We start from the raw sequence: 21,148 nt of genomic DNA, 5'->3' as shown, positions 1-21,148 counted from the left end.
CTGATTGTACACTCTTTTATTTTACCTTAATTAGGCCGATTTTTACTGCTGCTACCGTCGCAAAACCCACCGATTAAACGGGAAAATCAGTTACAATATCTGAGATAAAAACTTGCGGGTGCGTTCTTCCTTCGGGTTCTGAAAAAACTCTTCTGGTTGGGCTTCTTCCACTAAAACACCGCCATCCATCAACACAATGCGATCGGCAACTTCGCGCGCAAACCCGACTTCGTGAGTTACCACTACCATTGTAATTCCAGTTTGAGCCAAATTTCGCATTACATCTAACACTTCCCGCACCATCTCCGGGTCTAATGCTGATGTCGGTTCATCAAACAGCATGATTTTAGGCTGCATGGCTAGAGAACGTGCAATAGCGACCCGCTGCTGCTGTCCTCCAGACAACTGTCCGGGATATTTTTGTGCTTGTTCCAAAATTCCCACTCTTTCTAAGAGTTGCATCGCCACTTCTTCGGCTTTTTTCTTGGGCCAACGGCGCACCCATACTGGCGCTAGCATGACATTTTGCAAGACTGATAAGTGGGGAAACAGGTTGAATTGCTGAAACACCATTCCTACTTCGCGGCGAATTGTCTCGATGTTGCGTAAGTCGTGGGAAAGTTCGATTCCGTCGATCGTAATTTTACCTTGTTGGTATTCTTCTAAGGCGTTGAATGTGCGAATAAACGTCGATTTTCCCGAACCAGAGGGCCCCATCACGACCACGACTTCACCTCGGTTTACGGTCATGCTGACACCTCGCAGTACGTGAAATTGTCCGTACCATTTATGGACGTTTTCTGCTACGATTACTTGTGCGGGGGTTGTTAGTTGAGTTTCCATAATATTTTTTTATTTTTTAACCGCAGATGAAGGCAGATGAACGCTGATGAACGCTGATGAAAGTTGATGAGTTTTTAGCGCTGGCCTACTCCTAATGTTCGCTCTATTTTGCGGCTGGCTAGGGACATTGAGTAGCAAAATATCCAATAAATGATGCCTACGAATATGTAAACTTCGGCGTACCTGCCAATATAGGATGGATTTGCTAAAACTGCCCGGGATATTCCGATTAATTCTAACATTCCGAATAGAGACAGCAGGGATGTATCCATGAATAATCCGATGAATTGACCGCCGATCGCCGGAATGACTATTCGCAGTGCTTGAGGCAGTACAATGAGAATTGTAAGCAGAGGTGTATTGAGTCCGATCGACCTCGCTGCTTCTATTTGTCCCCTGGGCACGGCCTGCAAGCCACCGCGCACGTTTTCCGCCAAGTATGCCGCACTAAATAACGTTAATCCAGCAATCGCTCTAATTACTCTATCCAATTTGGGATATTCGGGTGGCAAGAAGAGTTGCAGCATCACTTGACCTAAAAATAAAATGCCAATTAATGGTAAACCGCGAATAATTTCAATGTATAAGGTTGATAACAGTCTCACAACGGGCAAAGAACTTTGTCGGCCGAGTGCTAGCAATACTCCCAAAGGAAAGGAAAGCACAATACTAATAACTGCTAAAAACAGCGTCAATACTAAACCGCCCCAATCATTTGTTGACACTTCGGCCAAACCCAACCCGCCTTTAATTAGCCACAAAATTATGGGGAAGGAAAGAGCCCAAACTGCTGGCATCCAGTCCCTGATTTTTGGGTGAATTTGCCTGCCGATGGCATAGCTGGCGGCGGCTGCGATAATAATTCCTAAGAGGTAGAGGCGAGAGGTTAGGTCGATCGGCGAAATCACCGCACCCACAACCGCAGCACCGATTAGAATTAGTAAAGGCGGATTCCAAAGACGTTCTTGCCGCTGAATGTTTCCCCAAGTTAATCCTCCCAACAAGGCAATTATGGCCGTTACTATCCACAGCCGCCAGTAGGATTCGCTGGGAAATCTGCCGGCGAAAAATAGCGGCAAGTTGGCTTCTAACACGTGCCATTGAGCTTTTGTTGTTGCCCAAACAATAATTCCTTTAATAGTTTGGAAGGCGATAATGAGGCAAACTACTGTCAGAATGCTGTTGTACCAGGTACTAAATAAATTTTTGCGCGCCCAATTCCAAGGGGTAGGCGATTCGGTGGCTGGGGGCGGTAATATGGGGACAGTTTCCATATAGCGGTTTTCAATCCTATGACGTAGAGTAACAACCAGTTATTTTATTAACCCGCGTAGGCGGGTTTTGTTTGTGTAGACGCGATTTCCAATTGCCAAGGCTAAAAAAAATCTTATTTTCGCCGATTTATCCAATCTTCTCCACCTGGTAACTGACTTAAATGCTGGGCTAACACTGCGGGTAAATCTTTGGCGGAATGGATATAAGTCAAGTTCAATAACCTCACAGCGGTTTGAATAATCAGGTTTCTATTTATCATCTCTGCAAGTTGAAATTGAGTATAAACACCATTCAATACTTCCTCCGCAGCCTCTGCAATCGCATCCTCAATCACCTCCTCCTCTATAAAACTCTCCCATTCATCAGAATTGATGTAATAAGATGTTTTATTATCTTTAATATTTGCCTTTTTAATTTCTCTGATTGCATTGCGAATCGAACTTGCCCAAGAACCAGTTAATCGCTGTTCAACTTGATTTTTAATCAAGTGAATCAGCAAAACATTTAAAAAAGATTGGATTTGTCGCAAAATTGCCTGTTTGCTCATTCCATCTAACTCATCGACAATTGCCAAAGCATCTGTATACCTTCCTTCCAATATGCTAGTTCTAAGATCGATTAATTCTTGTGTCATTTGATTTACCTCAACTTTGATATTTGCCAACCAAAGATAGTTAGTGGTTATGGGGGATTAATTATTAATGACACTCGCTAAAATGCCTAAAATTTTATTAACATCTCTGAGGTAATACTCGGTTAAATCTATTTCAATTACTTGGTCTTTTAATTTTAGAAATCTCCAGTTAGTCCCGCTAGTAACAGCGCCAAAAATCGCAGGAATATCGTTGCCTTCACGTTCATTAAATATTCTAGCGCCTAGCATTTCTGCTACGCACTGTCCCAATCCACCATTGATATTTTCCTTTTTGGCTTCTACAATGATAATTACTGGTGCGGTAAGAATTAATAATTCTGGAGAACGACTAATCAGAAAATCGCAATTTCCATTTAATCCTTTTTCGGGATCGATTGTAAAGTCTATTCCTGAAAAAAAGCTAATTTCCGAATTTAACTGTTTTCTCAGTTCGATCAAAATTGGTGCAATAATCATTTCGGAGCGAGCTTTTTCAGTATTACTGCTAATAGCTAATGGCACAGTATATTGAAGGGTTTCTACTAAAAAATTACTACTTTCTAACTCTGGGATAGCAGAAAACATATTAACTGCATCTAAAAGTTTAAGTTCAAAAGTTTTAGATACTTTTGCTAAACTAAAATCACTGTATGCCATTTTATTCTCCTTTAATCTTACATCAAAAAAATCAACTATTCAGCAGTTACCTTTCCTTGATTTGTACGGTTTTATTGTACCAATTCATGAACAGAGAAACTATCAAACTAATTGTTAGGTATGTTACCATGATAATTAACATTGCTTCGATCGCCCGACCGGTCTGATTCAAGGTCGGAGAGCCCACCACAAAATAAACGTCGGGATAAGCAACCGCAACCGCTAAACTCGAATTCTTAGCTAAATTCAGATACTGACTGGTTAAAGGCGGCACAATCACCCGCAAAGCTTGCGGCAAAATTACCATCCGCATCATGGTTCCAGACTTCAGCCCTAAAGACTTTCCCGCTTCCCACTGGCCTCTCGATACTGATTGAATTCCGGCCCGGACAATTTCTGCAATGTAACTGCCAGTATACAAGCTGAGTCCTGTCACCAGGGCGGCAAATTCAGGAGTTAATTTTAATCCTCCTTCGAGTTGCAAGGCTGGCGTCAAGCGGGGGAAATCTAGCCGATAAGGCAGATTGTTGGTGATAATCAAAGCTAAGATTGCACTCAGCCCGATCGCACCTAGAGCCCAAAACAACTGTCTTCCCGGCTTAGCTTCTTCCAACATCACCCGTGCCCGCCACATCCACAGCCCCGCCGCCGCCAAAACTCCGACTGTTAGCAAAATCAACCAAATCTCAAAACCCGGCAAAGCCACCGGCCAAGGTACAGCAATGCCGCGATTTGTCAAGTAAATCGGCCCCCTCATCTGCTGATTGTCTTCCAGTTTTGGCAGGGAAATGAAAACTGCAAAATACCAGAAAAATAATTGCAGCAATAACGGCGTATTTCGCAAAATTTCCACATACAAACCAGCCAAACTCCGCAGCAGCCAATTGTCGGAAAGGCGCGCAATTCCTACAGTCAAACCCGCAACTGTTGCGAAAATAATGCCGAGACCCATCACCCGCAGCGAGTTGATTAAACCCACAAAATAAGCTTGTCTGTAAGTGTTTTCGGGACTGTAAGGAATCACGCTTTCGCCGATGTCAAAAGATGCTTGCGAATTGAGAAAATCAAATCCAAATGCAATCCCCAGTTGCGAGTAATTGGCACTGAGATTGTCCCAGAGAATGGCGATAACAACTATTACTAAAATTATGGCGATCGCCTGTCCGGCTATTTTCCAGAAGCGATCGTCCCGCAGCAGTTTTGATATATCTTTAAATTTGGGCAATTTCTGCGATTTGCCCGGTTGAGGTTCTGGGTTCATAACTGTTTAATGTAGAGCGAACTATACCTAACTTTAGCCGGCATAAAATATCTTGTAGGGTACACCTAGAAAGCACCTTAAAAGTCAGGTAAGCGCGGAGTACCTTGCTGTCTAAAATATCTTGTTGGTTAACTGTTAACCGTCAACTGTCAACAGTTAACAGTCAACAGTTAACAGTCAACAGTTAACTAAAATTAGCGGAACGGCGGCGAGTAAAGCAAACCGCCATCTTTCCAGAGTCTGTTTTGACCCCGTTCTAACTTGAGTGTACTTTTGGGCCCGAGGTTGCGATCGTACATTTCCCCGTAATTCCCGACTTTCTTCACAACGCGGACTGCGTAGTCGTTCGGGAGTCCCAAACCTTTACCTAAATCTCCTTCTTTTCCTAGCAAACGTTTGACGTTCGGGTCTGTAGTGCTGGCCACAATTTGGTCTACATTTCCTGAATTAATTCCCAAATCTTCCGCTTCAATCGCCGCGAAAATAATCCATTTCACCGCGTCAGACCATTTAGGATCGCCGCTTTTTACCGCTGGGGCTAACGGTTCTTTTGACATCACGATCGGCAAAACAACATTATTCTCGGAATTCGGCAGAGTTGTCCGCTTCGAGACTAGCTGCGATCGATCTGCAGTAACACCTTGACAGCGACCTTCTTGATAAGTAGCAAAGGTAGCATTCACATCTTCAAACACCACAGGAGTGTATTTAACTCCTAATTTTCGCATTTGGTCGGACAAATTTTGTTCGGTGCTCGTACCTGTCTGCACGCAGATAGATTTGCCCGCAAAATCTTTTAAACTTTTGATGCCGCTGTCTTTTTTGACCATGATGCTTTGAGAGTCATAAAAGATCACCGGGGCAAATTCCAGTCCGGTAGTGCTGTCCCGGCTCGCCGTGTAGGTGGTATTTCGGCTGAGAATGTCGATTTCTCCGGCCTGCAAAACTGTAAATCTATCTTTAGCATTGAGCTTTCGGTACTCGACTTTTTCGGGATCGTCAAATATTGCCGCCGCGACAGCCCTGCACACATCCACATCCAGTCCCGAATATTTGCCTTTTTCGTCTACAAAGCTAAAACCCGGCAGTTCGCCGCTGACGCCACAAATCAGTTTGCCGCGGCTGACAATTGTATCTATCCGGCTTGAACCTTGTTGCGAGTTGCCGCCTGCAGTAGTTGTTGCTGTTGTTTGTCCGGTTTGTGCCGATCGATCCCTACAAGACGCCAACGGTGCCACAAATAACACACTTGCTAGTAGCAGAAATCCCCATTTACGCATAGATTTTAGTAGAACGCTTTCCTGACAATCCTACCTTGTAGCTGTCGAGAACTGTGGCGATCTGCGAACTACAAAAGCCTCCGGCTTCAAATTAGCCGTTCTGCATCCGGTGCTGCACTGCGGCAACTGCACCGACTACCCGCCTGTTTTTTTTTGAGCAAACTGGGAGCCCAGAGTTAGAAACCCGGTTTCCGGCTGGAGGCCTCGTCGTCAAACCCAAGATTTATCCTTGAAACCGGGTTTCTTTTCTGCTTTTTCTGGCCAGCGCAAGGGCCGATCGCCTTTCCCTGGAATATTTATCCGATTTTGATTGAATGCGCTCACCGTAGCTCTGGTGCTAGCCGCTGCTCAGCTAAATCGCGGATTAGGGAAAGCCGAGACTGGATGTATTCGTCCAACACATCTGCTTCTTTGCCATTAAGCGCAGAGTTCGTTTTTAACTGCTTTAGCAGCCACTGTACCAAGGTCGCATCGTCTAAATTGACTAACAGAGTAGCTTGGGTGGTCTCAATTAATGACCAGAGTTGGCGTAACATGACTGGAGTCATAAAACCTCGTTGAGCGTAAATACGCACTTAATGGGCGGGCATAGCGAAAAGCTGGTCTTGGTGTCTCAAGCCGATCGACGAAAAGCACCTTCCGGGCGCTCGGCTTAATGATTATTTTATATTTGACCACAATAACTTAATACAGTAGTGTCATAAGTTACAACACACAAGATGTTATAAGAGTTCCCAATTCCTTCACATTGAGATAAACATCTTGATAAAAGATTAAAAATCTTTACACGCGAGCGATCGTGGGGGGCTGCCAAGAGCCGTCCGCGATCGGGCCCGATAGCCCGGTTCAAAAGAAAATTGATTGATTACTCACTAGCCACCAACTTTTGAACCTCCGCCAGAATTATTTCTAATTCAGCGATGATTTTTGTAGCCCCCTCCAAATCATTAGATTCAGCCCGACTTTGAAGCTGATCTGCCATGTCGGGCATTAACCGCACCGCCGCCGTAGCGCTGACACCTTTAATTTGATGAGCGTGGCGGGCCAGTGTCTCCATATCTCCCGAGGCGATCGCCTCCTTAGCAGCTTCTAAATAACTACCAGTATCCACCACAAAAACTTGCAGTATTTCCCGCTCAAACTCTAAATCAGCGCCCGAAATTTCGTGCAAACGTGCCATATCGACTACCGATTCGATATCTGGCTCAGAATTTTGAAGTTCCTCGCCCTTAAACTTGGGAGTTTCAATTTTTAGCTTGGCGGACCAATTTTCTAGTACCGATTTTAACTTTTCAATCGCAATAGGTTTGCTAATATAATCGTCCATGCCCGCCGCCAGACACTTTTCCCGATCGCCCTTCAAAGCATTCGCCGTCATCGCAATCACCACCGTCTTTTGATGCGGCTGCATCTTGCCAGCAGCAACATCTGCCGCTTCTAGGCGGCGCAATTGCAGCGTTGCTTCGTAACCGTCCAAAACCGGCATCTGACAGTCCATCAACACAATGTCATACTTTTTCAGAGCAACCATAGATACAGCCTCTGCACCGTTATTGGCCACATCCGCCGCGCATCCCAAAACTCTGAGTTGATTCAGACCAACTTTTTGATTGATTGGAGTATCTTCAACTAACAAAATCTTTAAACTTGCTAAGTCCCGGTTGTCAATAGCTGAGGCTCGATTGGACGTTGGATTTGCTCGCGGCTCATCAATCAGCGTCATCGGGGCGATCGCATTCGCCAAGCAATCAAATAGTCGGTGAGCTTTCACAGGTTTAGTTAAATAGCCACTAAAACCGCTATCTACCAAGCGTTTCGCCTCTCCAAGCTGAGTCATTGAAGTCAGCACCACCCACTTTGTCTGCTGCATTGCCGGCTCAGAAATCCTCAAGCGTTCGAGACTTCCCGCCACCATTTCCGGCAACTGAATATCAACCAAAACAATATCGTAAGGGGAATTAAGGCTGACAGCTTTGTACAGAGATGCGATCGTCATCCAACCGTTCTCAACCTCCTCCACCTCCATTCCCCACACAACAGCCATTCTCACTAACACTTTTCGCACTGTCGGCTTGTCGCTAGCAATTAACATTTTTCGCCCCGCCAGCACCGTTTCCAAATTCACTTCGCACGCTGTCCCCACACCAGTTAAATTTTCCTTAACTGTCGGCACAGTAAACCAAAAAGTCGAGCCTTGGCCAGGGGTACTTTCCACACCGATTTGCCCACCCATTAACTCCACCAACTCCTTAGAAATAGCCAGCCCCAAACCTGTTCCACCATATTTTCTTGTTGTAGAGGCATCAACTTGAGTAAAAGATTGAAACAGCTTTTTTTGGTCTTCGGGAGCAATCCCTATTCCTGTATCGGTGACTTTAAACAGCAGGAGCATCGAGTCCTTGTTTTCTATTTTTAACGGTTCGATATTCTCTAAAATTTTCTGATTCTCGCTGGCTGCAAATAACCCAGGATCGCTAGCATCAGCCACCTCAATTACCACTTCTCCTGCTTCTGTAAACTTAATAGCATTGTTGATCAAATTAGTGAGTATTTGCCGCAACCGCGCTGCATCACCTTTAATTTGCAGCGGCACGTCGCTGTCAATCAGTGCCACCACTTCTATACCTTTTTCTTGTGCGGGAGTTGCCAACAAATCCAGCACTTCATTCATACAGATACTGAGGTTAAATTCTAGTATTTCTAAGCGCATTTCTCCGGCTTCCAGTTTGGAGAGATCTAGAATATCGTTAATGATGGAGAGTAAATTTTGACCACTGAGTTTCAGCGTCTGCACAAAGTCAATCTGTTCGGGGGTAAGATTCGTTTTCAGCAGCAAATCAGTCATCCCCATCACTCCATTCATGGGAGTACGGATTTCGTGACTCATATTTGCTAAAAATAACGACTTCATTCGAGACGCTTCTAGGGCGGCTTCTCGGGCTTGCTGCGCTTGTTCAAAAAGAGTAGATTGCTGAATGGCGATCGCCAACTGTACGCTCAACCTTCCTAGTAAATCCACCTCAGAATCAGTCCAAACGCGCGGACCTCTGCACTGATGAGCAATCAGCAATCCCCACAACCGATTTTGACTCGTTTCCAAACTCCTTCCATGGGAGCAAATTCTGGGAATTTTCGGCAAATATTCTGTTGCCAACTCCTGACTTTCATCGCCTATAAAAATTGGTACAACTAAATTAGCCCTGACCTGCAAACTAGCAAGTAAATCTCGGTGTTTTTCACTCAAACTGGCAGTATAAATATCTGCCATTGCTTGAATTTGTCCAGCACTATATAGAGATACATAACTTTCCCCAAAGGATGTCATTGGAACTTCTCTGCCCAGCAGTGGCATCCAATCATCCCCTACAGATTCCACAACAACAACCGCTGTTTCGTCGGACTCAAAACGATAAATTACTGTGCGGTCAGTTGCCAACAACTGCCGCACTTCTTGTACAGCAGTGCTCAGAGTTTGAGTGAGGTTGAGAGACTGCCGGACTCGCTGGGCGATCGCCGAAACAAGCCGTTCTTGTTCTGCTTGTTCCTGCAGCATTCTCTCAGCTTGCTTGCGTTCGGTGACATCGCGAATTACCGCAGCAAAGCACAGCGGTTCGGTGCTTTGAGGGTGCTTGACCAGAAAAGCATTTATCAAAACATCTATGCGTCTTCCGCTGCGCCAGTGCTGCATTTGACCTTCTCCTTGCCACTGGCCCTGGTTGCTAATTGTTGGCAAAATCTCTTGACTGAATTTCTGTTTAAAATTTGGGCCGATATACTCCCATATCTCGGTATTAAGCACTTCCGAAAGATTCTCTACCCCCACCATTTTCCGTCCGGCTTCGTTGACAAAGAGCGTTTGGCCTTTTAGAGTAGCCATACCGATAAAATCGCTGCTGTTTTCAATCAGCGACACAAATTTTTGCCGTTCTTCTTCTCCTTTTTTGCGTTCGGTAATGTCGCGCTTGACGCAGACATGACAAATTACATCGTCGGCGTTGTTAATCACAGAGTATGCCGCAACGTCGATCGCCAGCGTCTGGCCTTTTTTAGTGCAGTTAGTAATTTCGCCCCGAAAACTTCCAGTTTCCGCTAAACTTTGGGCAATTGCCGAAAAGCGCTCCCCCGCAACCAGCGGCGACGCTTCTGCTTCTAATTCCGCGTCTGTGTATTCTAGAAGCGTTTGGTGAGCACGATTTTGTTCGAGGAAAAACCCGTCAGCATCGATAATCACGATCGCATCATTGGAGTTTAAAAATATTTCTCGGTAAAGCTTTAGTTTTTCCTCAGCTCGCTTGCGTTCGGTGATGTCTCTTTTGACACTTACGTAACAAACTACATCCCCAGCATCATTGAGAACCGCAAAAGCCGAAACCTCCACCTCAACTGTTCCTTCTTGCATAGCCTTAATACAGGTCATTTCGCCTCGGTAACTCCCTGTTTCTGCCAAGCTTTGCAGCACAGACATAAATGCCTGTTCTCCCATGTGAGTGGCAGGCGTTTTTCCCCACAATTTTGACGCACTGTAACCCAGCAAAGCCGTGTGAGCTTGATTTGTTTCTAAGTAATAGCCTTCGGGGTCTAAGATCGCGATCGCATCGTTGGATTTCAAAAAGATTTGTTGATAAAGTTGCAGCTTCCGTTCAGCTTGTTTCCGGGCGCTAATATCCGTGAACAAGCCGTAGTAAACTATCTCTCCCGATGCTTGTAATTCTGGCTGAGAAGCTCCTTGAACCCATTTAAGTTTTCCTGACGGAGTGACAATTTTTCCTTCCCAGCGCCAAGGCTGCAAATTTTCAGCAGAAAGCGTCAGCGAGTTAAGGAAATCATCTCGATCTTCGGGATGAATCATGTTAACAATTACATTAATATCCTGCTGAGCCTCCTCTGGTGCGATTTCATACAATTCTCGGCAGCCGGCGCTCACAAATGAGAAAGCCATTGAGCCGTCTGGATGTAAGTCAATTTGATATACCGTACCCGGTACGCTAGCAGTAATTTTTTGCAGTTTGGCTTGGCTTTGATTCCTGGCTTCATCTGTGGCCTGCAATTGACCAATCTCTCTAGAAAAACCCAAAACCCCAAATATATTACCCTCTGCATCGCATAGCGGCACTTTTTGCGTGTCAAAGACGTGCTGTTTTCCGCCTTCAAAGACGATCGCCTGGTAGGGATTGCGAACCCTCTCCCCAGCCAGCACAGCTCGATCTTCCTCGCGGATGCCCCTAATTTGGCTGTTGCGATCGCCAAATACTAATTCGGCTGAAAACCCTAATTCAATATCATCTTTGCCGATAATTTCCTCAACATTTTTACCCAAATATTCAGCAAAACTTTGATTTACAAAAATGTATCTAAAGTTTCTATCTTTCGCAAAAACTCGGTCCGGGCCCTCCTCCATTACAGCCCGCAACAATAGTTCTTGACTTTCAGAATCCAGAGCCAAATTATTTGGAAATCTCTCCTTGGCACTGGTCGTTTGACGTGCTAAAGTTACTAACTGTTGGGCACAAATTTGAGCTACTGTGTGTAGCAAACAAAGGTGTTCCAAATTAAAAGCAGTTGCTTGCTCTGCACCAATGAAAAATACTCCCAACAATTCTTCACTGTCATCCAGGTTGGCTGGTGCCATCAAGACTGACTGAAACTGAGCAATTGGTGGCGGAGTGATGTTGTGCGCCCAGTCCCGATTGCCAGCAAGCCATTCAGCGCGAGCAGCTTGCAAGCGCCCTTCCATTTCGGCTTTGGTGCTAGCACTTAACGGCTGTAAGTGTTCCAGATATATTTGATCGTCCGGTAGCGTCAAAATTGCGATCGCCTGTGTGGGAATGAGGCGATCGAGATGTGCCAGACACGCAGACCAAATTTCCTCAACACTGAGAGCCGCTTGAACTTTTGCAGTAAGTTCGTTGAGAACTTGCAGTTCCAAGGTACGCTGGCGGACTTTTGCTTTGAGGCTGGCGGCTAGGATTTGCATAGTGCTCACCAAACTGGTTTGCTTATATTATAATTATTGATTTTTAAACTTTTTCAAACAATCATCTTAAAATACATCCGCCGAAAAAACAACTTTTTTATATTGAAATTACCTTCAACCGATAAAAAAAAAGCGTGCGATCGGGAGCAAAGCGGCACCGCAAAGCACCTGCTTGGCTCCCGCAGCGAGATTAGACGGCGAAATTATCCCATTAAAATCACGTTATCGATGACGTGGATGACGCCATTGTCTGCTTCGATATCCGCAGCGACAACTGTAGCATTTTTCACCTCAAAACCGTCAGAACAATCAATTTTAATCGGCGAACCTTCTAAGGAAGTAACAAAACCGAGTTTTGCCAAATCAGCCTTCATAAACTTCCCCGATACGACGTGAAACATCAAAATCCTGGTCAGTTGGGGAACGTTCTGCACTAGGGTGGTGATAGTTCCCGGCGGCAATTTCGCAAAAGCATCGTCAGTGGGTGCAAAGACAGTGAAAGGGCCCGGACTTTTGAGCGCATCTACTAAATTAGCTACTTGCACCGCCGTTACCAGGGTTTGAAACGAACCCGCACCTACGGCAATATCAACAATATCAGGCATTGTGTTTTACCTCATTTGCAAAAAATGTTCTCTTAAGTATCGTAAACTGAGGCTGGCAACAATACCTACTGTCTTTTTTGAAAAATGGGTAATTATTTTGTAGTGAGGACTTCAATCCTCAGATTTTTGCTGAGGACTTCAGTCCTCACTACAAACCTAATAATATAGGACTTACGCATGGGGGCCCAGAAACCGGGTTTTTTACGAAAATACTTCGTTAAAACCCGCAGATTAGGTAAAAAACCCAGTTTCGAGGAGTCGGAGTGCGTCAAGGACTGTAATAGTTATTTTACACGACATAATATTACTAACCGCTTGGCCATTTAACCGCGCGGTGCTTTTAAATTGCTACAAGACTGCTGGCGATTGTGATACCAAAACCTCTGTTTCTAAATCGGCTACTTCAGCATTTAGGTTTTCTCCCTTGTGAATGCTAAAACTGCCGTACAAAATTGAAATTTCAAAAATGTCTGTAGTAATCACCGCAGGCTGGCGGTGTTCCGGCTCGCCAAATGAAATTCCGAAGAATTCAGCTTCCACTTCGCCAACTGCCTCTTCATCGTGTACAGTCCAACTGATATCGCGACAGTCTTTGAAAGCCAGGATATAAGGCAATCTTTCTTCTGGATTGTAGACGCATTCAATTAATACTTCGTTTCCCCATGAAGATACTTTAACATTTGTGATTAAAGATGTAAAACCACCCAATCCAAGCAAGTTATAGTCATCCTTCCAATCACTCATTTAATTTTTCTCCCGTATTGTGAGTACCTGGAATTAAATTACCAAATTCGTCTCTCGTCCGCAATAATTTACCATCTCTATCGAGACGCAAACCTTTGTTGATATTTCTTCCATCTGCTCCATATTTCGGTGCAGCCGTTCTAATCACTTCACCGTTAGGACGGATCATTACTGTTGACTTATCAAAAAATTTATATGCAACATAACCCTCTCTAGTAGTTCTGATTTCTGCACCCAATCCGCGCAAAAAATCATCGACTTCTTGGCGAGTCATCCCCGTTAAGTCTCCAAACTCAGATGCAATTCCATTTCCTCCAACTCCCTGACTCGGCACGCAAGTCTCCTCACCAACCATTCATCTTCGAGTTTAGCACAGTTGCAGAATCGGAAAAAGGAAGTTCCGCAACGGATTCGCTTTCTGAGGATGTAACGGATGGATGGAAGAAGGAAGAAGGAAGAAGGAAAAAGGAATAATCATTCCTCAAACTCGCAATTCCCAATGCTTTTCGGCACAATTTTCAATTCCCAATGACGAATTCTCAATTCCCCAAACAAATAGGGGGTGCCTTGCGCCCCCCTACTAATTAACTAAAACTAACTAAACTAGGAAACAATTATTAGCCACCGATTTGCACTTTCACCACGCGGTTCTTTTCTGCTTCCGCTTTGGGCAAATTCAGGTGCAAAACTCCATTTTTGTACTCAGCTTCTACGCTGTCATTTTGAACCCGTGCGGGTAGGGGAATCACCCGGCGGAACGAACCGTAACGGAACTCAGAGCGAGTCATGCCTTTATCTTCACTCTTAGTTTCCTGACGGCGTTCGCCACTAATAGCAACAGCTTCTGCGGTTACTTGTACGTCCAAATCCTTAGCTTCCATGCCCGGAACTTCTAATTTAAGGTGGATGGCTTCGGGAGTTTCATCGAGTTCGGCGGGGGGTAGAAAAGCAACACCGTTAGATGCGCGATCGGTTGCCGGAGTCAAGCTATCAAACAACCGATTCATTTCTCGTTGCAAGGAGTCCATTTCCCGCAAAGGTTCCCAACGAATAAGTGCCATAACTAATACCTCGACTATCTGAAGTTTTTAGGGTTGAGAAACACTTGACTCAACCTGTATTTAATATATTCCAGCTCCAGAAATAGGGGGATTCGGTTTTCCGCAAAAAAGCCGATCGCATTACCGAACATTTGCGAGCAATAATGTTGAGTGAGTCGGTTTGAGAGTGGAGATTTGAGATTGACTCCACAGATGAATCTGGAAGTTTGACCAAGAGTCTAAAATTTCAAGTATCCGTTTTTGGGCGAAGTCAGCCGATTTGAGGTTGGAGAGTTGAGATGTGAGATTGACTCTACACATGACTGGGGAAATTTTAACTTTGGTCTAAAATTTTTTGCTTTCCACCACTCCTGTCTGCTAGCAACTATCTGTTTGTGGGCGAAGTCATTGCAGGTGGCGCTATTCGATCGCATCGGAACCCAACAATTTGAGATTTTAGATTTAATTTAGAATTCCCAACCTAAAATCTCACATTCCACATATAACGAAACAAAATTAACTCCACCGCGAATGCTGATAAGAAGCGTAGGTATCAAACAAAGCACCCACCAAACCAAAAGTTAGACCAATGACGAAAAAGCCCTGCAGGGGACAGCCGCTGCCGAAAGTAGCTAAGAACTGCAAAATCAGGTCTTCTCCAGAACGACCAACTCCTTGGAGAGCAGGCACGAAGCCGATCAGCGAAAAGCTAGTCAATCCCGCGCCGATTAACAAGACGGGGGCGACAAAGCTCAACAGGCTGGTCAGCAGTACAGAGCGAAGAAAATTGGGAAAAATGCTCATAAGAGTCAGTAAATTCAGCTAAACTGCCGAAAGGTGCAAGCAAACAAAACTTGTCCTTTTCTACGATAGGCAGCGATCGCCGTCAGTGGCCAGTTCTGTCAGAAATCTTAAATGTTATAGAAAAAACTTGTTTAAGATTTGTAGATAGATTTCATTTTTTGCAGTTGTTCTACACTCGAAATTCCCTTGAGCACCACTACATCTTCGAGCCTCAGTTTGTGGAGTCAGCGGTTGCTGGCAGCAGCTTTATTGGGCGGCCAAGTCATGCTGCACCTGCTGAAGGGCAAAATTCACCGCCGCAACACCATCGACCAAATGGCAGCAGTCGGCCCGGAATCTCTGCTGATTGCTTTGCTGACTGCGGGTTTTGTCGGCATGGTATTTACTATTCAGGTAGCGAGGGAGTTTATTAACCTCGGTGCCGCCAATGTCGTCGGTGGCGTTTTGGCTTTGTCTTTGACTCGCGAGCTCGGCCCCGTCTTAACAGCCGTCATCGTGACGGGACGGGTAGGTTCGGCTTTTGCAGCGGAAATCGGCACAATGCAGGTAACAGAGCAGATAGATGCCCTGCTGATGCTCAGAACAGACCCGATCGACTATTTAGTCATTCCTCGCGTCCTTGCTTGCTGCTTGATGCTGCCAATTTTAACCATCATGTGTCTCGTCACCGGCGTCCTTGGCGGACTGCTGATTGCTACAACGATGTACGGCATCTCTCAAAGCGTGTTTTTAGAATCAGTCCGCAATTTCCTGAGTCTGTGGGATATTTGCAGCGCGGCAATTAAGGCTTTTGTGTTCGGTGGTTTGATTGCCGTAATCGGCACTAGCTGGGGTTTGACTACCACCGGCGGGGCAAAAGGCGTCGGTCAATCGACTACTACGGCGGTGGTGACGGCTTTACTGGCTATTTTTATTGTGAACTTTTTCATGACTTGGCTGATGTTTCAGGGGACGGGCTCTAGCGTACTCAAAGGCTTGTAAGCTAGGAAACAGTTGACACTCCCGGGCGTAAACGCGCGGGGATTCTTTAATCTACGATTCAACTTGCTGAAGCAGGATTTCTCCAACAACAGTAGAGGTCAATTCTCCTAAAGCGTTGCTTGGCTCAAGACCAAAGGTTCCGACGTGTCCCGCCGTACCCAATCCTCGACGAAGGATATTTCTAGCTGCGTTGAAATCTCTATCCATTACACACCCACATTTACAAACGTGTGTTCTCGTGGATAGCGTTTTTTTGACAATTTCACCGCACTTAGAGCATTCTTGGGTGGTGTACTGTGGGTTCACCGCAACCGTAATCTTTCCAAATACTTTACCGAAGTATTCAAGCCAAACACGAAATTGATACCAAGATGCGTCATTAATAGACTTAGCTAAACAGTGATTCTTCACCATGTTTTTGATTCTCAAATCTTCGTAAGCCACTACATCGTTTGATGAGATTACGCACCGTGCTAATTTCACTGCATGGTCTTTACGCTGCCTACTTATTTTGAGATGGCGTTTGCCTAGAATCTGCCTAGCTTTGCCCCTATTCTTTGAACCTCTTACTTTCCTGGAGACACTACGTACTGAACGCTTAAGAACTTTTTCACCTTTTCTGAGGAACTTCGGATTTTCAACCGTAACTCCGTTTGAATCAGTGTAATATTCCTTCAGACCCATGTCTAATCCGAGCGTAGTACCAGAGGGTTCTGTGTTTTCTTTTCGATCAACATCAACACAGAATTGAACGTACACGCCATCCGCACCTTTTACCAATCTCACCCGTTTGATTTGACTGATTTGGTAGAAGTGCAAGTCGCGTGTGCCTTTTAGTTTTAACCTTCCAATCCCTTTTTTATCGAGAAAATTGATTGATTTTCTATCGTCCGCAAGCTTCCATCCACTCGTTTTGTACTCAACTGAGCGGCAGTTTTTCTGAAACTGTGGATAACCTTTTTTACCAGGAATCCCTTTCTTGCAATTATCATAAAATCGGGAGATAGCAGACCATGCTCGTTCAGCGCTCGATTGTCGAGCCATTGAGTTGAGTTCGTCAGCAAAGGGAAAGTCGCGAGCCAGTACAGCACAGTATTTATTTAAGTCGTATCGACCCACTTTTTTGTTATCCATCCAATAGCGCAAACAACTATTGCGGACAAATTTAGCGGTACGAATTGCTTCATCCACTGCATTGAACTGATTCTGTTTCCCGTAGGCTTTAAACTCAAAAACTAGCATTGCTTTACCTCCGCTTTTTATGTTATATCGTTTGACATAAGACGGCTCCCCAAAGTAAAGAAAGTTTACAATGTAACTCGTATTTCTGATGAAGCAAGGATTTGACTGGGAGACTAAAGTCTCCCGCGATCGCCCGTCCCTGGACTGAAGTCACAGGGTTTTCAGCTTATTTCCTATAAAATATGAATAATCGGCAACATTCGTTTACTACCCTTGATTTAAACCCGTGAATACCACTGCCTCTTCGACTGCGCCGACAAATACGATCGAACTCGCTCCGAGTTATGCGATTCCCCTAGTCCTGGTACTGGCGGCCCTACCGCTGCTGTTCGTGCAGAAGTGGGCTAGTTTGCCGCTTTCGCTGTTCGGCTTGTTTCTGATGTACCAAGCCGCCACCATCCGGCTACAATTTACCCCAACAGATTTGGACATTTATCGATCGTCCAACTTAATCCGCCGCTTTCCTTACCGAGAATGGCAAAATTGGCGGATATTTTGGCCCGCTGTGCCGATTTTGTTCTATTTCAAAGAAATTAACAGCATTCACTTTCTGCCGGTTCTGTTCGATCGTAAAATGCTACAGACCTGCTTAGAACAGCGCTGTCCCCGTCAAGACTAAAAAAGTTGTTAATTTTTAATTTTTAACTTTTCCGTGCCCACGCCGAACAAAATTTCCCATGAATTCAGACGAATCTCCAACCCAAGAACCGCAACCACAACCAGCCGCCCCAAGCGGTGACGGCGAAGTCGATTTACCCGTGAATGAGACGGAGTACCAACTTCTATCTCAAACACGAGATTTGTGGATCGACGAAAATGAACTGCCAGCCCAACTCCCGCCAGAAACAGACCCGCCGCTGGGCGAGGAAGATGCCGAAATCGCCCAATTCGTGGACGAAGCAGGCGCAATCGCCCAAATTCCGCCGTACACCGACGATGCCGAATCAGAAAGTCCGATCGCTCAAATCGAGCCTCCAACAGACTCCCAGCCAACAGCAACCCCAGAAACGGTAACGCACATCCCAGAAAATCTTACCGAACAGTTGGCAGAGAGAGTCAAAGAATTGCAGCAGCAAGAACAAAATTTGACTGAAAAAATTGCCGCATTGGAAGCCGACAAAGCCAATGCTATAGAAGCGTTGGGCCAGGCTCAAGCCTCGATCGGGCGTTTGGTACAAGACGGCTTGATTCAACTAGATCACCGCAAACAAGCGCTACAAATCGAAGTAGAAAAACTCGAACGCCGGCGCGATCGAATTCAGAAGGAAATGCGAACCACTTTTGCCGGCGTTTCCCAAGATTTAGCCATTCGAGTCCAGGGTTTCAAAGACTATCTAGTAGGCAGTTTGCAGGATTTGGCCGCTACCGCCGAACTCTTAGATTTGACGCCACCAGTGCAAGAGACACCCAAGCAAATTCCTGCTGAGGAGTCTCAATCCTCAGCACCAGTAAATCCCAAATTTGCCGAACAGGGATTTCAAGAACAAGCCAAACAAATTCGCCGCACCCTCGATCAATATCGCACTCTCCCCGACTACTACGGCCCGCCTTGGCAACTTCGCCGCACTTTTGAACCCATCCACGCGGAACGAGTTTCTAACTGGTTTTTCACTCAAGGAGGAAGGGGTGCTTTGCGGACTATGGGTTCGCGCTTGCAAAATATCTTGATTACTTCGACTATTATTTCTGTACTCAGAAGCGTCTACGGTGGACGGGTGCGGACTTTGGTGCTCGCCAACAGTCCCGAACGTTTAGGAGAGTGGCGCCGGGGTTTGCAGGACTGTTTGGGCATTACTCGCAGCGATTTTGGCCCGGAACGGGGGATTATTATGTTTGAGTCTGCCGAAGCTTTAGCTCAAAAAGCCGATCGACTGGTGAAAGAGGGCAAATTGCCACTAATTGTCATTGATGAAACTGAGGATTTAATTAGTTTGTCACTGCTGCAATTTCCGCTGTGGTTGGCCTTTGCTTCTGACCCGCAAACTTTGACGACTGCTAAGGATTTTTGAGCAAGTCCGGGCGAATATAATTCGCTGCTATACAAACTTTCGTCCGCCTGCGCGGACTGAAGAAACTCAGAGGGAAATTAACCGGAATTGGTTGTTTCTTCTTCTTCCTTCTTCCTTCTTCCTTCTTCCTTCTTCCTTCTTCCTTCTGCTGTACACGAAATCTCAAATTAAAAAATGGCTAGCTGGATAATTTTAAATGGGGCATTGCTAATAGCAGCTTATCTGCTGGGTTCGATTCCTACTGGGTACGCCTTGGGGAAATGGATGCTAGGAATTGATATTCGAGAGGTTGGTTCGGGTTCGACGGGTGCGACTAACGTACTGAGGACTTTGGGGAAGTGGCCGGGGTTGGGGGTGTTGCTGGTTGATGTTTTGAAGGGGGTAAGTGCGATCGTCCTAATCCGCTACATTTACTCTCTCAGTTTTACCCAGCAGCTAGCAACCGCCGCAGGTTTAGAAAATACTGCAACTGTCATCCCTTGGATGGCAACTTTGGCGGGTTTCTCGGCTGTTTTGGGCCACAGCAAGTCTATCTGGCTGGGGTTTACCGGGGGTAAATCAGTGGCTACAAGTTTGGGAGTTTTGCTCGGTTTGTACTGGCCAGTAGGTTTGGGAACTTTCGGAATTTTCGGAATAGTATTTGCGGTATCGCGAATTGTCTCTTTAAGTTCGATTATCGGAGCAATTAGCGTTGCTGGATTGATGTTTGCTTTACATCAGCCGCTGGCTTATGTATTGTTTGGAATTGCGGGCGGTGTCTTTGTAATTGTGCGGCATCGGAGCAATATTCAGCGGCTTTTGAACGGTACTGAACCAAGGATTGGAGAGAAATTGGAAACAGCAGCTAGCGAGTGATAATTAGTTTGATTGAAGTGCGAGCTCGCCTTAAAAATCCCACAGTTTAGCGCGCGGGCGATCGCTAGCAGCATCTCCAATTAAGCTTTTATAGCAGGCATGGCAGCGCATTATACAGCTCAGAATCCCTGAACAGGGATAATGGTGTTTAGAATGCTGTTTTGCAGTTGCACAGGCGTTACACCCTCAACAAAACCGATTGCATCTCCTGAATTCCTGACTTTGATCAGAGTCCCGGAACTCACTATCGATACGGGTTTTAATAGCTGTGATTGCTCTGGCGTGACCACAGAACCGGCAACTTGCGGAAATTCTACCTGTATCGTAATTGGCACATTTGTCAAGTTTTCCAACACTATATCATTCACAGTCAAACCGTTTGCTAATCCAATTTTATCGAAAGGTTGTCGGAAACCTACAATGAAATCGGCATTATTGACATCTCTAACTCCGGGTTCTGCTTGAAGGACGTACAAGTTGCTGCCCCCGATTTTGAGTGATCCACTATCACCCAAACCTGTTAAAAGGTCGCGACCCAAAGCTCCCACCAGAGTGTCATTTCCGCTACCGCTGACTAAAAAATCATTGCCTTTACCTCCCAATAAAATATCATTGCCACTCTCACCAAAAAGTACATCTCCATCTTGACCTCCGTTTAGAGAGTCATTGCTTTCATTTCCATTTATTGCGTCTTTCCCTCTTCCCCCAAATAAAGAATCGTTGCCAAAATTCCCTCTGATAATATCTTCCCCTTCATTGCCATAAACCAAATCGTTAGCTGTTGAGCCTATGACTGAATCGTCACCTCCGAGCATCCATACTCCCGAGGGGAAATTAGTTACACCTCCGAATCGAGAATTAGCGACGGATAACTCAACAGATTCAGATGTATTGTCGCCAATTAAGCGAGGCACTCCTGATGGGTCTCTTTGTAAAGCCATAAA

Annotated in this window: 21 protein-coding genes; 5 read left to right on the top strand and 16 right to left on the bottom strand. The window is 45.4% G+C overall.

Annotation, left to right across the window (positions count from 1 at the left end):
- Positions 1-90: 90 nt before the first annotated feature.
- The 11 genes from QUA62_RS08620 to QUA62_RS08570 all read right to left on the bottom strand — a co-directional run bounded on the left by QUA62_RS08620 (position 91) and on the right by QUA62_RS08570 (position 13,547).
- Entirely contained in the window at positions 91-843 is a 753-nt protein-coding gene (locus QUA62_RS08620; protein WP_333403440.1) for an amino acid ABC transporter ATP-binding protein, read from the bottom strand.
- Positions 844-917: 74 nt separating this feature from the next.
- Positions 918-2,117, bottom strand: coding sequence for an amino acid ABC transporter permease (locus QUA62_RS08615; protein WP_333403439.1), 1,200 nt, complete (start codon positions 2,115-2,117; stop codon positions 918-920).
- A gap of 113 nt (positions 2,118-2,230) precedes the next feature.
- On the bottom strand, positions 2,231-2,752 hold the full coding sequence (locus QUA62_RS08610) for a DUF29 family protein (RefSeq protein WP_333403438.1): 522 nt from the start codon (positions 2,750-2,752) through the stop codon (positions 2,231-2,233).
- Positions 2,753-2,809: 57 nt separating this feature from the next.
- On the bottom strand, positions 2,810-3,409 hold the full coding sequence (locus QUA62_RS08605; RefSeq protein ID WP_333283843.1) for a hypothetical protein: 600 nt from the start codon (positions 3,407-3,409) through the stop codon (positions 2,810-2,812).
- 46 nt (positions 3,410-3,455) lie between these two features.
- Entirely contained in the window at positions 3,456-4,670 is a 1,215-nt protein-coding gene (locus QUA62_RS08600; RefSeq protein WP_333403437.1) for an ABC transporter permease subunit, read from the bottom strand.
- Positions 4,671-4,864: 194 nt separating this feature from the next.
- Positions 4,865-5,950, bottom strand: coding sequence for an amino acid ABC transporter substrate-binding protein (locus QUA62_RS08595; RefSeq protein WP_190656513.1), 1,086 nt, complete (start codon positions 5,948-5,950; stop codon positions 4,865-4,867).
- 320 nt (positions 5,951-6,270) lie between these two features.
- A complete protein-coding gene (locus QUA62_RS08590) occupies positions 6,271-6,498 on the bottom strand; it encodes a hypothetical protein (protein ID WP_333219016.1) in 228 nt (75 codons plus the stop codon).
- Between the two features lie 317 nt (positions 6,499-6,815).
- Positions 6,816-11,924 (bottom strand): PAS domain S-box protein, encoded by a 5,109-nt coding sequence (locus tag QUA62_RS08585; RefSeq protein WP_333403474.1) that lies wholly within the window; start codon positions 11,922-11,924, stop codon positions 6,816-6,818.
- Between the two features lie 203 nt (positions 11,925-12,127).
- Entirely contained in the window at positions 12,128-12,529 is a 402-nt protein-coding gene (locus QUA62_RS08580; RefSeq protein ID WP_006634220.1) for a fasciclin domain-containing protein, read from the bottom strand.
- 348 nt (positions 12,530-12,877) lie between these two features.
- Positions 12,878-13,273 carry a hypothetical protein gene (locus QUA62_RS08575; protein WP_333403436.1) on the bottom strand — a complete coding sequence of 132 codons (396 nt, stop codon included), beginning with the start codon at positions 13,271-13,273 and terminating at the stop codon, positions 12,878-12,880.
- A complete protein-coding gene (locus QUA62_RS08570; RefSeq protein WP_333283851.1) occupies positions 13,266-13,547 on the bottom strand; it encodes a hypothetical protein in 282 nt (93 codons plus the stop codon). Before QUA62_RS08570 ends, QUA62_RS08575 begins: the two co-directional genes overlap by 8 nt.
- Positions 13,548-13,570: 23 nt before the next feature.
- Between QUA62_RS08570 and QUA62_RS08565 the strand changes: the two genes are divergently transcribed.
- Positions 13,571-13,747, top strand: coding sequence for a hypothetical protein (locus tag QUA62_RS08565; protein ID WP_333219010.1), 177 nt, complete (start codon positions 13,571-13,573; stop codon positions 13,745-13,747).
- 143 nt (positions 13,748-13,890) lie between these two features.
- On the opposite strand, the gene QUA62_RS08560 is transcribed toward QUA62_RS08565, so the two are convergent.
- Together QUA62_RS08560 and QUA62_RS08555 are read right to left on the bottom strand one after the other, a co-directional pair.
- The gene (locus QUA62_RS08560) at positions 13,891-14,334 is read right to left on the bottom strand and encodes an Hsp20/alpha crystallin family protein (RefSeq protein ID WP_190656530.1); all 444 of its coding nucleotides are present in this window, start codon (positions 14,332-14,334) and stop codon (positions 13,891-13,893) included.
- 495 nt (positions 14,335-14,829) lie between these two features.
- Positions 14,830-15,117: a hypothetical protein gene (locus QUA62_RS08555; RefSeq protein WP_333403435.1), complete on the bottom strand. Its 288-nt coding sequence runs from the start codon at positions 15,115-15,117 to the stop codon at positions 14,830-14,832.
- Between the two features lie 186 nt (positions 15,118-15,303).
- Here QUA62_RS08555 and QUA62_RS08550 point away from each other — a divergent pair, with 186 nt between their 5' ends.
- On the top strand, positions 15,304-16,098 hold the full coding sequence (locus QUA62_RS08550) for an MlaE family lipid ABC transporter permease subunit (protein ID WP_190656543.1): 795 nt from the start codon (positions 15,304-15,306) through the stop codon (positions 16,096-16,098).
- A 51-nt stretch (positions 16,099-16,149) separates the two neighbouring features.
- Here the strand turns inward: QUA62_RS08550 and QUA62_RS08545 are convergent, their stop codons facing one another.
- Positions 16,150-17,340: a transposase gene (locus tag QUA62_RS08545; RefSeq protein ID WP_333403434.1), complete on the bottom strand. Its 1,191-nt coding sequence runs from the start codon at positions 17,338-17,340 to the stop codon at positions 16,150-16,152.
- A gap of 226 nt (positions 17,341-17,566) precedes the next feature.
- On the opposite strand from QUA62_RS08545, the gene QUA62_RS08540 reads away from it, so the two are divergent.
- Both QUA62_RS08540 and QUA62_RS08535 read left to right on the top strand, forming a co-directional pair.
- Entirely contained in the window at positions 17,567-17,959 is a 393-nt protein-coding gene (locus tag QUA62_RS08540) for a DUF3119 family protein (RefSeq protein ID WP_015178462.1), read from the top strand.
- 58 nt (positions 17,960-18,017) lie between these two features.
- Positions 18,018-19,349, top strand: a complete 1,332-nt coding sequence (locus tag QUA62_RS08535) for a DUF3086 domain-containing protein (RefSeq protein ID WP_333403433.1) — start codon at positions 18,018-18,020, stop codon at positions 19,347-19,349.
- Here QUA62_RS08535 and QUA62_RS08530 read toward each other — a convergent pair.
- Positions 19,336-19,515: a hypothetical protein gene (locus QUA62_RS08530; RefSeq protein WP_333403432.1), complete on the bottom strand. Its 180-nt coding sequence runs from the start codon at positions 19,513-19,515 to the stop codon at positions 19,336-19,338. The genes QUA62_RS08535 and QUA62_RS08530 overlap by 14 nt on opposite strands.
- A gap of 8 nt (positions 19,516-19,523) precedes the next feature.
- On the opposite strand from QUA62_RS08530, the gene plsY reads away from it, so the two are divergent.
- The gene (gene plsY, locus QUA62_RS08525) at positions 19,524-20,204 is read left to right on the top strand and encodes a glycerol-3-phosphate 1-O-acyltransferase PlsY (protein ID WP_333403431.1); all 681 of its coding nucleotides are present in this window, start codon (positions 19,524-19,526) and stop codon (positions 20,202-20,204) included.
- Positions 20,205-20,323: 119 nt separating this feature from the next.
- Here the strand turns inward: plsY and QUA62_RS08520 are convergent, their stop codons facing one another.
- Positions 20,324-21,145: a calcium-binding protein gene (locus QUA62_RS08520; protein WP_333403430.1), complete on the bottom strand. Its 822-nt coding sequence runs from the start codon at positions 21,143-21,145 to the stop codon at positions 20,324-20,326.
- Between the last annotated feature and the right edge of the window lie 3 nt (positions 21,146-21,148).

Source organism: Microcoleus sp. MON1_C1 (assembly GCF_036701945.1).
Classification (GTDB): domain Bacteria; phylum Cyanobacteriota; class Cyanobacteriia; order Cyanobacteriales; family Microcoleaceae; genus Microcoleus.
The sequence above is the reverse complement of the archived record's forward strand: the minus strand, read 5'-3'. Positions and strand labels throughout refer to the sequence as shown.